The organism is Aliivibrio sp. S10_S31 (genome assembly GCF_014694495.1).
Classification (GTDB): Bacteria; Pseudomonadota; Gammaproteobacteria; order Enterobacterales; family Vibrionaceae; genus Aliivibrio; species Aliivibrio fischeri.
Genome location: NZ_JAAUWR010000001.1, coordinates 173,865 through 187,234, shown reverse-complemented (window position 1 = coordinate 187,234; position 13,370 = coordinate 173,865). Strand labels below are relative to the sequence as shown.

Here is a 13,370-nt window from a genome sequence, read left to right as displayed (position 1 = left end):
GGATTACTCTTGATCCAATTTACCAACTAGCGACAAAGTAAAATCAGAACCCATGTATTTGAAGTGTGGGCGAACTGATAGGTTTACTTTGTACCAACCTGGATTGCCTTCAACGTCCATTACTTCGATATTGGCTGCACGAAGTGGACGACGGCTACGAACTTCAGCTGGTGGATTTTCTTGATCAGCAATGTATTGACGAATCCAGGTGTTTAACTCTTGCTCTAAGTCTGTACGTTCTTTCCAGCTACCGATTTGTTCACGCTGTAGCACTTTAATGTAATGTGCAAGACGGCTAATAATGAACAAGTAAGGGAGTTGCGTACCCAAACGGAAATTTAACTCAGCGTTTTTACCTTCTTCGGTATTGCCAAAAAACTTCGCTTTTTGAACGGAGTTAGCAGAGAAGAAAGCCGCATTATCTGAGCCCTTACGCATAGTGAGAGCAATAAAGCCTTCCTCTGCTAATTCATACTCTCTGCGGTCGGAAACAAGAACTTCTGTTGGGATCTTAGTTTCAATATCACCCATACTTTCAAAGTGGTGGAGAGGTAGGTCTTCTACTGCACCACCTGATTGAGGGCCAATAATATTTGGACACCAACGGAAATTAGCAAAACTTTCAGTGATACGAGTTGCCATTGTAAAAGCGGTATTTCCCCATAAATAATCTTCGTGAGTAGCAGAAACATTTTCATGGTAATTGAACGTTTTTACTGGGTTTTCTTCTGGGTCATAAGGCTGACGTAATAAGAATCTAGGTAATGTTAAGCCTACATATCTTGAGTCTTCTTGCTCACGGAAGCTTTGCCATTTTGCATATTGAGGACTTTCAAAATGATCATTAAGATCTTTTAGATCAGGTAATCCCTCAAATGATTCTAAGCCAAAGAATTTAGGACCAGCGGCTGAAATAAATGGTGCATGAGACATCGCTGCTACAGAAGCCAGGTTTTGAAGGTTTTTAATATCAGGCGCAGAAGGACCAAAGTCATAATTACCAATAATAGCACCAACAGGTTGGCCACCAAATGTACCAAACTCGTTAGTGTAGACATGCTTGTAGAGTCCTGATTGAGTAATTTCTGAAGCATCTTCGAAGTCCTCTAACAAGTCAGTTTTAGATACATTAATTACTTCGATTTTAATATTTTCACGAAAATCGGTGCGATCAACGAGTAATTTTAATCCACGCCAAGCTGATTCAAGTTGTTGAAAAGAAGAGTGGTGAAGAATTTCGTCAACTTGCTTACTTAAGCGTTGATCAATCTCTGTGATCATTTTATCAATCAGTGCTTTTTTGACTGGCTCTTCTTGATTCTGAGGTTTTAATAACTCTTCAATAAAAGCGCTGACACCACGTTTAGCAATACCGTATGTTTCATCTTCTGGAGTTAAATTAGTTTGAGCTACGATTTGATCAAGAAGTCCAACAGTAACTTGATTATCTAGCTCTTGTGCTGTGCTTGTATCTGACATGTCTTATTCCTTTTCTGTCACTAGACCTAATTCACTTAGTAGTTTTTCACGAGCTTCATCATCAACAAGGGCATCTTCAATTGCTTTGCGAAATGCAGGAACATTGCCTAACGGGCCTTTTAAAGAAACAAGCGCTTCACGTAAATCCATTAAGCCTTTTAGTTCAGGTACTTGCTCAACAATGCTTGAAGGATCAAAATCATTGATATGTTTAAAACTTAGATCGACTGCTATTTCCTCATTTCCTTCGCCATCATCTTGAAGTTGGTTTTTCACACCAAAAGAGATGTTTAAGTTTTGTTTTTCAATAACGTCATTGAAATTGCTTTTATCAACATTAAATGGTTTTCGATCTTCAAGTTTTCTATCATCTTCTTGCTGAGTAAAGTCACCAAGAACCATCATTTTCAGTGGAAGTTCAAGATCTTCTGCAGCGTCACCGCTTACTGGTTTGAATGTCACATTTACACGTTCTTTTGGTGCAACAGATCCATCTTTTGACATGGGGTCTCCTTGGGTTTAATTAAGAACTCGTATTGGGTTTAAACAGCAGAGCCTTTCACGTATGTGTGTTAGCAACTGACTGTCTTGGTCTTTTATAGATAATTTGTTATGGCATTGAAGCCACAGTTCAAGTAAACGTTCTTCCAGAATAGGATCCCAATGAGCGAGTACGGATTGGGAATATTGCTTATCAAGCCATGAGAAAAGTGAGTTGGCTAACTCATATTTGCTGGATTGAAACAGCAGTTTTGCCTGAGTAAATTGCCAAAAAAAGGCTTCTCTATTGGAACGTGATTGATGATGACCACGGATGAGAGGTTGCATTACTTCGTTTAAGCTGTGCTGCTGTAACAATGTGAGAGCTTCTTGGAGCGCATTTTCCCAGTCACTGCTATTTTGTGATTCATCGAAATGATTTACTGGAGCTGTAGTAGTATGAGTTGAAGTAGAACAGTGCTGCTGTATCCAAGCTTTTGTTGATTCACTAGCAAACTCAGTTCCATCATCGAATTTAAGATCGGTGATGCTTGGTGTTTTGTTGATTAATAGAGACAACTGATCAGTGATGCTTTGTGCTGCATCATGATGATTAAGTGCCGTTAGGCTTTCCCAAACCATGAAATGGCCATCAATCCAAAATGGTGATTTAGAAAGGCTCTCTTCCATTTCTATAACCAATGCAGAGTGATTTAACTCAGCTTTTAATTGTTGGAAATATTGTGTTCTAGCTTGAGGAACGGGCTTTAACATAGTTACATTATCATCATTACTTGCAGGTAATTGCGATATGGTTAGCCATGTTAGAGTTCGGTTTAATTGAAAAACTTTTTCATCATTAAGTTTTTGAGATAACCAGTATTTTGAGAGTGTTCTCGCTACATCTTGTAAGTGACGAAATGCTTTATTTGCATCTCTATCGTTTGTGATGTCATCTTGAGAAAATGAGATAGTTGATGTTGTTGATGGAGCTTGTGTTGGTGCAGATGGTATAGATTGTGCTGTTACTATCTCATTATTTTCGGTTTCTGATTTTAAACGTTTTTTAAGTTTTTTGATTAATGAAATAACAGAAGATAAATTATCTGTATTATTTTCAAAAATAGACTCAATTGAATCATCTAATACTGATAATTTTTTAATTAATATATCTGCATCATTTATATTGTCTATATTATCGATAATGGATTTTGTGGTATCTGTTATTATATTAATGATTTGATTAATAGAGGAATATAGACTTCTTTTTCTTCTTGGGTAAATATCGTCTTTGAATTTAATGATGAAATCATTAATAACACGGATTAACTCATTATTATCAATAGCAAGATTTCTCTTAGTTATAGATAAGCACAACCAGTAAAGCAATCTATAATCCTTACTAGTTTCACTTAGTAAATTCAACGAGTTATCATGCACGGCAGACCAGTCCGTTTTGCTTGTAGCAAACAGATTCGTTGATTTTTTTATTTCTTCTTCAATTAATTCAAACTCAGGCTCATAAGTTAAATCTGTGCCTAAGCGATCCTTATCTGATATATCAGAAAGGATTGAGTCGTAAGAAAACATATTTACCCTAGCTAAATGATGTTGTTCAAGTCAGATTGTATTGATTTAATTATTATTAAAATTATTTTTATATAGAAATAGTAAATGGAAGAATTTAATTAAGAAAGGGAAATAATTTGCGATGAAAATTAATTGAGAAATAGATCTAAATTTTATGAAACTAAATTAAAAGAACTATTTCTCATGATTTACAAATAAAGCAGGTGTCTTATTTTTGATACGTCATTTGTTCTTGAAGTCGGAGAGCACAATCTCTAATGCTTTGATTGCTGTTTCTTTGTCAACTTCGTTGCTTTCAAGAAGATAAATTAAATCCACCGCTAATTTTATTTCATCTGGTGCGTTATCTAGAGGGCTAGGAGTCTCTGTTTGAACTTCAACTTCGGTTTGAATTTGCGGTATTTGCTGATTATTTTGGGGGTTAGTCATGTTGCTCTCGATAAGTAATTTGTTGTTCTAATCGGATCATTGCTTCTTTACAGCGTTGTAAGCGTTTTTCTGTTGCTAGCAGTTTTTGTTGTAGATCTTGCTGCTGAGAGAATGAATGACATTGATTAATTGCCAGTTCTTGATCATTTACCATTTGTGCTAAGCGGCGTTCCCACTCTTGATGTTGAGCTAGGTCTTGATACATATCACTAATGGGTTTTTTATAGCTTCCCTTCGGACGAGGTTCGTTAGAGCGTATACGTTGAGTTGCTACTTCTCTTTGTATCGCTTCAATTTGAGCAACCAACATTTGCGTTAAATATTCCGCTCTTTGTGCAGTAAGAATATTTGCTTTTTCTTCTCGTTGAATCGATCCAAGCGTTGCTTTTGCTTCATTTATACAGGGCACAAGATAGCGGCTTCTGCATCCAAATAGACGTTCATCAAATAAAGGGAGTCGCTGTTCCCCTCGACGTCGGTCAATTTCAGCCGCCGTTTTACCTAGTTGTTCTAGCATTATTTCGATAGAGGTAAAATTAGTCATAATTGTTCCGTTAGAACCAAGCGTCTAAAGCGAGTTTAACAGCCAAGATACAAACCACAGTTACAAACACTGGTCGAATAAACTTAGAGCCAAAACGAATAGCTGAGTGTGCACCAATAAATGCGCCGACCATTAAGCAGACGCCCATAGTTAAACCTAGTGCCCAGTTAATATGGCCAAGAATTGCAAAGGTAACCAGTGAAGTAAAGTTACTGGTGAAATTCATAGCTTTTGCTAAGCCTGATGCTAATAAGATGTTTAGACGATACATCGCCATGCTGCTAACCGTCCAAAACGCACCAGTTCCAGGTCCTGCTACACCATCATAAAATCCTAAGGATAAGCCTTGAATAATCTGCTGAGTCTTTAGTTTAGGTGTGATATCAGGTAATTGATTTTGATCTGCCTTTGGCTGTGGATGCCAAATAGTATAAATTGCAGCAGCTAAAATAATTAAAGGTAATCCTTTTTCAAGCCATTCCGTTGAAATATAGTTAACCAGCAAAGTTCCACATGTTGCGCCAAATAAAGTTGCGACAAAAGAGGCTTTCCAAAAATGGGGGTCAAACAACTTCTTTTTAAAGTAGGTGAGTGCAGCCGTAGATGAAGCAAAACTTGCGGCTAACTTATTTGTACCTAAAGCTATGTGTGGAGGAAGTCCTAATGAGAGTAGAGCAGGAACGGTTAACATTCCTCCTCCGCCTGCAACAGCATCAATAAATCCAGCAATAAAGGCAAATAACCCTAGGATAATGAGGGTTGATGGTTCGAGAAATTCCATATCAATTCTTAATTATTAATAGCTATAGTAAGCTCGCATCTGCGAATGATTTAAGTAATAACGAGATATTACTCTACTAGTCTTTTAAAAGGAGGTAAGGCATCCAAAAGAGCTTTACCATAACGCTTAGTTATTACACGGCGATCAAGAAGCACAACTCTACCAGAATCCTCTTCTTTACGCAGTAGTCGACCTACCGATTGAATTAATTTTTTACTCGCTTCTGGAACACTGATCTGCATAAATGGGTTACCACCACGACTCTCAATATATTCAGAATGTGCCTCTTCAACTGGAGAGGTTGGAACACCAAATGGAATCTTAGTTATAATTAGATTTGTAAGTAGGTTTCCAGGTAAATCTAACCCTTCAGAGAAGCTGCCTGTTCCAAATAAGATGCTGATTTTATTCTCCTCACAAAGCTTTTTATGTTTTTTTAGAATTTCTTGTCTTGATTCCTGTCCTTGAATAAGTAGGTTCCATCCGTGTTTTTTAACAATCTTTTCTATACCTTCAGCAACTTTGTTCATTTGCCAGTAAGATGAGAATAAAACTAAGCTTGAAGATTGATCAGCAAGATAAAAGGGTAGCTCTTCAATTAGTAAATCAGTAAACCCTGCGGCTGATGGTTCCATTGGAAGTTTAGGGATCACCAATTGAGCGTTTTCTTGGTAATTAAATGGTGAAGCCAAGGATAAGAAGCGTACACCATCCTCAGGCTTTTCTGATATACCTGCTTGTTTACAAAAAAATGAATAGCTATTTAATGCTCTCATTGTTGCTGAAACGACAACCGCCCCAGCTGCTCGACTCCATAAATTTTGGTCAAGTTGCCAACCTACCTCTAGAGGGGATACGTTAATGAAGGTATCTCCGTCTCTGTCTTGACTCTTTTCTAGCCATCTAGCGAGTGGTGCTCCTTTATCACTATTGGGTTTTGCCATTAAAAACCAAACTTGAGCTAAATTTTCTAATCTTTGTAAGTAAAAGCCTATTTCAGCTAATGCTGGCTCTGCCATTCTCGGTGCTAATTCGCCATCTTTCATGCGTTCAGAGATTAAGTCACTAATTTTTGCTAGTGCTTGGTTGGCTTTAGTTGAGACTTCTTTTAATTCTTTGGATTGCTCTGCTAACCAGTTCGGTATTTCACCATGTTCAAAACGATAAATTCCATCATCATTGAATAATGTCGGGTCAAATTGCTTACTTAACTGATTAAGCGTAGGAATTAATTCCTGGATATGTTCATGAAGAGAGTTTTGAAATCGATTAACTCTTTTTTGATCTGCAAGATTACAGAATTTACTAACCGATTTGTTTAATGACTCTAACCACGAGGCTGAACCTTTTAAACTCGCTGCAGCAGATGAGTGTTCTCGCGCAACATTTGGAAGATGGTGAGCTTCATCAAAAATATATATGGTTTGTTCTGGTTCAGACAAAACAACACCACCGCCTAAATCGATGTCAGCCATAACTAAACTGTGATTTGCAATAACCACATCCGCTTTATCTAAGTGTTCACGAGCTTTTTGAAACGGACATTCACGGTGCATGGGTAAGCCGTTATGACAGCTGTACTTATCTGAAACAATGCTTTGCCAGATAGAAGAGGGAATTGTCGTTGGCCAACTATCTATATCACCGTCCCATTTACCTTCAGCTAATGCTTTGTACATTCTCTTTAGTAAATCTAACTCTTTCTTTTTTGGTTTTTCAGTAAACAAAGCAACTTGCTTGTCGTCTTCATTGTTTGATTCTGTTAGTAGAGACAACTTATGACTACAACAATACCGCTGACGACCTTTTGCAATAATAAAAGAAAAAGGCAATGGCGATATACGGCGATAGAAAGGTAAGTCTTTATGAGCAAGCTGTTCTTGAAGTGCAACAGTTGCGGTTGAGATAACCACTTTTTTGTTATTTAACTTTGCATATGGAATTGCACTTAGTAGATAAGCAAGAGATTTACCAATGCCTGTTCCTGCTTCTGCAACAATCATGCGATTAGAATCACTGTATTCACCTGCAAGTGATTTAGCGATTTCTGCTACTAAATAGTTCTGAGCACGGCGAGGTATAAAACCTGGAAGTTGATCTTGTAGTGTTTTGTAGCTTTGGCGAATGCTATCAGTAACCGATTTATTCAGCATGAGAAGGCTCAATTAAATTTAAAGAACCATTGTAGCACGCAAGTTTGAGTGTGATCTTCTGCAAATAATGGAATTCAGTGTTTTTAAATTGAGATGAACATCACGAAAGTGAGAATAAGGTATCCTTGACTATATGATGTTAAATTTTAGGTTTAATTAAAGTTCTTTAAATTGGTATTTATTAGTGGATTATTCTATTAAAGTTTATTTTTAGTACTTTTAAAAGTTTTAAATTCTTTTATGCCTAGAAATAAATATTTATAGTTTTTGTTTTGCATGAGCTTAATTTGTATTATTTACGATTTGTTAACGATGTAAGGTGCTGTTTTTGCTTGGTTTGTTGTTTTTTTATTAAAATTTATAACGTTTGACATAATTATTTAGTTTTTGCAAAGTAGCAACCGAATTCAGAAGTACTGATTAATCACACGATTAGATGTGTTATCGGTACTTAATAAATTACATAAAAACAGGGAACCGGAAATCGGATTTCCAATTTTCTAAGAAAAGGCAGTGGATTATTATGAAAAAGACTCTTTTAGCTCTTGCAATCGCAAGTATCTCGACTTCAGCTTTTGCTGTTGATACTAGTAGCCAAAATAGTAAGAACGATGAAATGTTTGCATTTGACCCTATGCATAAAGATCAGTTTTCTGTATCTGGTTCTGTAGGTGTAGGTGGTTACTATGATACAAAATCAAAAGCGCTGTATGATGATTGGGCTACAGGTTTGACTCTTGCTGTTAACTATCGTAACAACCGTGTTGTTGGTTATTTTGAAACTGATTTCATGATGAATTACTCAACAGATCCTGATGAAAAAGCAGCCTCTTCTTCTGATAAACATTCTGGACCTGCGACTGATGTTGATAAAGCATGGTTAGGTTTTGATACTGGTTTTGGTATCGCATCTTTCGGTTGGGAAAACGACACAGCTCTTGATGCTGTAGATGGTGCAGGTGATAACACATACGAATTTGGTGCTTCTGCGGGGGATGCATCTGATGGTTTCAATGTAGCTAAATTCCAAGGTTCAACAAGTGGTTTCGCTTACGGTGTATCTTACTTTGAAACTGATGATAATCGTTCGAAAGCTGATAAAGGTGTGAATGGTTACATTGGTATCGAGCAAGAAATCTTTAATGTTTATGCTGGTTATGAAACACGTGATAAAGCTGAGTATGACGTAATGACTGTAACGGGTAACGTTAAGCTTGGTGCTGTTAAACTTGGTGCAAACTTCTGGATTGAAGATGGTAATGCAAAAGATTTAACGGGTAAAAACCTAACAAACCAAGAAAACACTGGTTACTATTTATCTGCAGGATACGCTGTTACTGAAGACTTAACGTTAGCAGCTGGTTATGCGGCAAATACAAAAGAAGTATCAAAAGTTGAAACTGATTACTCTTACATGAACGTTGCGGCAATGTATACGTTAGCTAAGAACATGGATATGGGTATTGATGTACGCCAAGATCTTGATGCTGGTGCTGCTGACGAAGAAACTTATGTGTTCGCAGCAGGTTACTACTACTTCTAATTGTATTATATAAAGTCGAAGTAATTATTAAGCCAGTCATATTTGACTGGCTTTTTTTGTTTTTATTTGACTGATTTATTGTAGTAACTCTGTTTGACTTCAACAGTTAAGAATGAGGTGAGGGGGATAAAGTGTGTTATAGGTCACAATTAATTTTTTAGGCTTCTTCATTTTTTATTAGTTTACACCTTATAAATATAAAAAAAATGAAACTAATTTACCCTTCAATTTCACCTGTTTAAATATCAAATTCTATTTATTAACATTAAATGAAAACGCTTTATTATGATGTCATTTTTATTTGTTTTTATCTTTTTGTGTATTTAATTTCAGTTGCTTACGTGCTCTTGTTGTTTTTTTGCTCTCTTTGTTGTTTATCTAAATTTATATTTTTTGGTGTGATCTGTATCAAATCTTAATATGTATTCATGTAACTTGCTGTATTGTGTGTATTTATCATTTTTTACTTTCCTTGACTTTCTTCGTTGACATGGTGAGAAATCTTTAGCAAAGTACTCTCCAGAAATCGAGATGCTAACAAGTTGCACACTAAGATGCTTCTGTAGCAATCCAGATATAAAAAGGGAACCGGAAATCGGATTTCCAAATCTTTCTAAGAAAAGGCAGTGGACTTAATTATGAAAAAGACTCTTTTAGCGCTTGCTATCGCAAGTATCTCAGCTTCAGCATTTGCTGTTGATACAAGCAGCCAAAACAGCAAAAACGAAGACATGTTTGCATTTGACCCAATGCACAAAGATCAATTCTCTGTTTCTGGTTCTGTTGGTGTAGGTGGTTACTACGACACTGGTTCTAAAGCATTTTACGATGATTGGGCAACAGGTTTAACTCTAGCAGTTAACTACCGTAACAACCGCATCGTTGGTTACTTTGAAACTGATCTAATGTTGAATTACACAACAGATAACGCGACTTCACCAATCCTTAAAGATGGTTCAGAATTTGCTACTGATGTTGATAAAGCATGGTTAGGTTTTGACACTGGTTTCGGTATCGCATCTTTTGGTTGGGAAAATGACACAGCTCTTGATGCAATCGATGGTGCTGGCGATAACACATACGAATTCGGTGCTTCTGCTGGTGATGCATCTGACGCATTCAACGTAGTTAAATTCCAAGGCGCAACAAGTGGTTTCGCGTACGGTGTTTCTTACTTTGAAACTGATGATACACATGTAGATGCTGAAAAAGGTGTGAACGGTTACGTTGGTATCGAGCAAGATATCTTCAATATCTACGCTGGTTATGAGTTACGCGATGAAGCTACTCGAAAAGTAAGAGGTGATATTAAAGTTGCTGATGCTGATTACCAAGTTATGACTGTAACAGGTAATGTTAAATTAGGTGAAGTAAAGCTAGGTGCTAACTTCTGGATTGAAGATACAAGCGCTAAAAACCTAGATAAAACAAACACTGGTTACTACCTATCAGCAGGTTACGCAGTAACTGAAGACTTAACTCTAGCTGCTGGTTATGCTGCAAATACAGATGAAGTTACAGGCATGAAAGATTTAGATCAATCATTCATGAACGTTGCAGCTATGTACACTCTAGCTAAAAACATGGACATGGGTATCGATATTAAGCAAGAGCTTGATACTGGTGATAAAGCAGTAGACGAAGAAACTCACGTATTCGCAGCTGCATACTATTACTTCTAATCTCTTGATTTAAAGTAGAACAGATTATTAAGCCAGTCATTTTGACTGGCTTTTTTTCGTCTGTAAAAAAGTTTGTGAAAAATGAAATATAATTTTCTTTAAAATAATTCATCTTTTTTGTTGAAATAAAACCACAGTTTGATAATGTGTTTACAAGGTTAAAAACAAATACAGTTTGTTACTAAAGGTTTATATTTATGCGTATTCAAGGTCTGAACATTCATCACCACCATCATCCTGATTAGTCTTTCGGGAGGATACGTATTATCCGGAAGGCAATTTGAATTTCCTTCCGATGAATAAAAATTCTAACCCTCGGAAGGTAAAACTTCTGAGGGTTTTTTCGTTTTAGTAACAAATTAAAGTTAGATTATTCATTGATTTATAAGAGTTTAAAATTAACCGATTGCATTGTTTTATTTAGAAAACGATTTAATTAGTATCACATTTTTACAAGGAAGAAATTATGTCATCACAACGATTACGCATTGCGATTCAGAAGAAAGGTCGCCTATCTAAAGAGTGCCAAGAGTTATTTAAACGCTGCGGTATGAAATTTAACATTTCAGGTGAACGTTTAGTTGTTCATTCCGAAAATATGCCGATTGATCTGCTGTTAGTTCGTGATGATGACATCCCAAGTCTAATTATGGACGGGGTAGTTGATTTAGGTGTGATAGGTGAAAATGAATTAGAAGAAGTTCGTTTAGAACGTAAAGCATTAGGAGAACCTTCTTCTTTTACAACTTTACGCCGTTTGGATTTCGGTGGTTGTCGCTTATCTATTGCGATTGACAAAGATGAAGTATACAAGGGTCCACAAGACTTAGCCGGAAAACGTATCGCAACAACCTACCCACAATTACTTAAAAGTTTTATGGATGAGCAAGGTATTCCGTTTTCAACCTGTATTTTAAATGGCTCTGTAGAAGTAGCCCCACGTGCAGGTCTTGCGGATGCGATTGCTGATTTAGTATCGACAGGAGCGACACTTGAAGCGAATGGTCTTAAAGAAGCTGAAGTAATTTTTCGATCAAAAGCGACATTAATTCAACGTGAAGGTGAATTTGATGCAGATAAAGCAGCATTGATTAATAAGTTATTAACTCGTATGCAAGGCTGTATTCAAGCAAAAGAATCAAAATATATTATGTTACACGCACCAACAGATAAGCTTGATGCAATTAAAGATTTGCTTCCGGGAGCGGAAGATCCAACGGTTTTACCTCTGTCACGTGATGGGGCAAAGGTTGCGGTTCATTTAGTAAGCACAGAAAATCTATTTTGGGAAACAATGGAACAGTTAAAAGCACTAGGTGCGAGTTCTATTCTAGTATTGCCAATTGAGAAAATGATGGAGTAGCCATTATGAAAACGTTAGTTTGGCAATCATTGAGTGATTCACAGCAAGATACGGTTTTACAGCGTCCCGCAATTACTGAAGGTGCGAATATTACCGCAGCAGTAACCAGTGTTATTAATACTGTAAAACAAGAGGGTGATGTCGGTATATTAGCCTTAACTGAAAAGTTTGATGGTGTGAAACCTGATTCGATTCGTGTATCTAAATCAGAAATTGATGCGGCAAGTGATCGTTTGTCTGAAGAAATGAAAACAGCACTTAAACAAGCTTACAGTAACATTTCTAAATTTCACCAAGCACAAAAACCACAACCAGTTAAAGTTGAAACACAGCCAGGTGTTGTATGTGAGCAAATCACTATGCCAGTAAATAAAGTGGGGCTGTATATTCCTGGCGGAAGTGCTCCGTTACCATCTACTGTATTAATGCTTGGTGTTCCTGCTCAAATTGCAGGTTGTCACAAAGTTGTTCTTTGTTCACCGCCTCCAATTGCTGATGAAATTTTGTATGTAGCGAAGCTGTGTAAGATTGATGAAGTTTATAATATCGGTGGTGCGCAAGCGGTAGCTGCAATGGCGTATGGTACAGAATCGGTTTCTAAAGTAGATAAGATCTTTGGACCGGGTAATGCTTATGTAACTGAAGCAAAACGTCAAGTTTCGAATGATTTTCGTGGTGCAGCAATTGATATGCCTGCAGGGCCATCTGAAGTTTTAGTGATTGCTGATGAGAGCGCAGATCCAGACTTTATTGCAGCGGATCTTCTTAGCCAAGCAGAGCATGGTCCTGATTCACAAGTAGTATTAGTCACTCCATCGCCAATCATTGCAGATCAAGTCGCTGATGCGGTTGAGAAACAATTGAAAGAATTGACTCGTGCTGACATTGCTCGCCAAGCTTTAGGTTCAAGTTTATTGATCGTTGCAGATTCTCTTACTCAGTGTGTTTCAATTTCAAACTTTTATGGGCCTGAACACCTTATTGTTCAAACTAAGAATCCGCGAGAGTTACTGCCTCTTCTAGATAATGCGGGTTCAATTTTCTTAGGGGATTACTCACCTGAATCGGCAGGGGATTATGCATCAGGAACTAATCACGTATTGCCGACTTATGGGTACACACGAACTTATTCTAGTTTAGGATTAGCAGATTTCTCTAAACGAATGACTGTGCAAGAATTAACGGCTGATGGTTTAAAAGGTTTGGCTCCAACGGTTGTCACAATGGCTGAAGCGGAAGGGCTTGATGCTCATAAAAGAGCCGTAACGATTCGAATTGAAAAGCTCGCTCAGTTAGAAGTTAATAAACAAGAAGTGAATCAGTAGG

At 37.1% G+C, this 13,370-nt stretch carries 11 protein-coding genes and 1 other annotated feature; of the genes, 4 read left to right on the top strand and 7 right to left on the bottom strand.

Annotated elements, in window-relative coordinates:
• Positions 1-3: 3 nt before the first annotated feature.
• The 7 genes from tssC to dinG form a co-directional block, all read right to left on the bottom strand.
• Entirely contained in the window at positions 4-1,479 is a 1,476-nt protein-coding gene (tssC, locus tag HC728_RS00970; protein WP_017019097.1) for a type VI secretion system contractile sheath large subunit, read from the bottom strand.
• A gap of 3 nt (positions 1,480-1,482) precedes the next feature.
• A complete protein-coding gene (gene tssB, locus HC728_RS00965) occupies positions 1,483-1,983 on the bottom strand; it encodes a type VI secretion system contractile sheath small subunit (protein ID WP_005418723.1) in 501 nt (166 codons plus the stop codon).
• 15 nt (positions 1,984-1,998) lie between these two features.
• Positions 1,999-3,549 carry a type VI secretion system protein TssA gene (gene tssA / locus HC728_RS00960; protein ID WP_190395021.1) on the bottom strand — a complete coding sequence of 517 codons (1,551 nt, stop codon included), beginning with the start codon at positions 3,547-3,549 and terminating at the stop codon, positions 1,999-2,001.
• 222 nt (positions 3,550-3,771) lie between these two features.
• Positions 3,772-3,942 carry a pleiotropic regulatory protein RsmS gene (gene rsmS / locus HC728_RS00955; RefSeq protein ID WP_161484871.1) on the bottom strand — a complete coding sequence of 57 codons (171 nt, stop codon included), beginning with the start codon at positions 3,940-3,942 and terminating at the stop codon, positions 3,772-3,774.
• Between the two features lie 28 nt (positions 3,943-3,970).
• Entirely contained in the window at positions 3,971-4,522 is a 552-nt protein-coding gene (locus HC728_RS00950) for a primosomal replication protein (RefSeq protein WP_011261639.1), read from the bottom strand.
• Positions 4,523-4,532: 10 nt separating this feature from the next.
• Positions 4,533-5,303: a TSUP family transporter gene (locus HC728_RS00945; protein ID WP_190395020.1), complete on the bottom strand. Its 771-nt coding sequence runs from the start codon at positions 5,301-5,303 to the stop codon at positions 4,533-4,535.
• Positions 5,304-5,371: 68 nt separating this feature from the next.
• On the bottom strand, positions 5,372-7,456 hold the full coding sequence (gene dinG, locus HC728_RS00940; RefSeq protein ID WP_012534210.1) for an ATP-dependent DNA helicase DinG: 2,085 nt from the start codon (positions 7,454-7,456) through the stop codon (positions 5,372-5,374).
• Positions 7,457-7,979: 523 nt separating this feature from the next.
• Here dinG and HC728_RS00935 point away from each other — a divergent pair.
• The 4 genes from HC728_RS00935 to hisD all read left to right on the top strand — a co-directional run bounded on the left by HC728_RS00935 (position 7,980) and on the right by hisD (position 13,369).
• The gene (locus HC728_RS00935) at positions 7,980-8,999 is read left to right on the top strand and encodes a porin (protein ID WP_047863458.1); all 1,020 of its coding nucleotides are present in this window, start codon (positions 7,980-7,982) and stop codon (positions 8,997-8,999) included.
• A gap of 638 nt (positions 9,000-9,637) precedes the next feature.
• On the top strand, positions 9,638-10,681 hold the full coding sequence (locus HC728_RS00930) for a porin (protein WP_190395019.1): 1,044 nt from the start codon (positions 9,638-9,640) through the stop codon (positions 10,679-10,681).
• A 220-nt stretch (positions 10,682-10,901) separates the two neighbouring features.
• Positions 10,902-11,024, top strand: a sequence feature (His leader region).
• Between the two features lie 123 nt (positions 11,025-11,147).
• Complete coding sequence (hisG, locus tag HC728_RS00925) at positions 11,148-12,044, top strand: ATP phosphoribosyltransferase (protein WP_017019089.1); 897 nt, start codon at positions 11,148-11,150, stop codon at positions 12,042-12,044.
• 5 nt (positions 12,045-12,049) lie between these two features.
• On the top strand, positions 12,050-13,369 hold the full coding sequence (gene hisD, locus HC728_RS00920) for a histidinol dehydrogenase (RefSeq protein ID WP_012533656.1): 1,320 nt from the start codon (positions 12,050-12,052) through the stop codon (positions 13,367-13,369).
• The last annotated feature ends 1 nt before the right edge of the window (position 13,370 follow it).

Bases quoted from the DNA above. Each gene is read 5' to 3' on its own strand.
- tssC (WP_017019097.1), bottom strand. From the start codon at position 1,479: ATGTCAGATACAAGCACAGCACAAGAGCTAGATAATCAAGTTACTGTT.
- tssA (WP_190395021.1), bottom strand. From the start codon at position 3,549: ATGTTTTCTTACGACTCAATCCTTTCTGATATATCAGATAAGGATCGC.
- hisD (WP_012533656.1), top strand. From the start codon at position 12,050: ATGAAAACGTTAGTTTGGCAATCATTGAGTGATTCACAGCAAGATACG.
- HC728_RS00930 (WP_190395019.1), top strand. From the start codon at position 9,638: ATGAAAAAGACTCTTTTAGCGCTTGCTATCGCAAGTATCTCAGCTTCA.
- dinG (WP_012534210.1), bottom strand. From the start codon at position 7,456: ATGCTGAATAAATCGGTTACTGATAGCATTCGCCAAAGCTACAAAACA.
- HC728_RS00945 (WP_190395020.1), bottom strand. From the start codon at position 5,303: ATGGAATTTCTCGAACCATCAACCCTCATTATCCTAGGGTTATTTGCC.
- tssB (WP_005418723.1), bottom strand. From the start codon at position 1,983: ATGTCAAAAGATGGATCTGTTGCACCAAAAGAACGTGTAAATGTGACA.
- HC728_RS00935 (WP_047863458.1), top strand. From the start codon at position 7,980: ATGAAAAAGACTCTTTTAGCTCTTGCAATCGCAAGTATCTCGACTTCA.
- HC728_RS00950 (WP_011261639.1), bottom strand. From the start codon at position 4,522: ATGACTAATTTTACCTCTATCGAAATAATGCTAGAACAACTAGGTAAA.
- hisG (WP_017019089.1), top strand. From the start codon at position 11,148: ATGTCATCACAACGATTACGCATTGCGATTCAGAAGAAAGGTCGCCTA.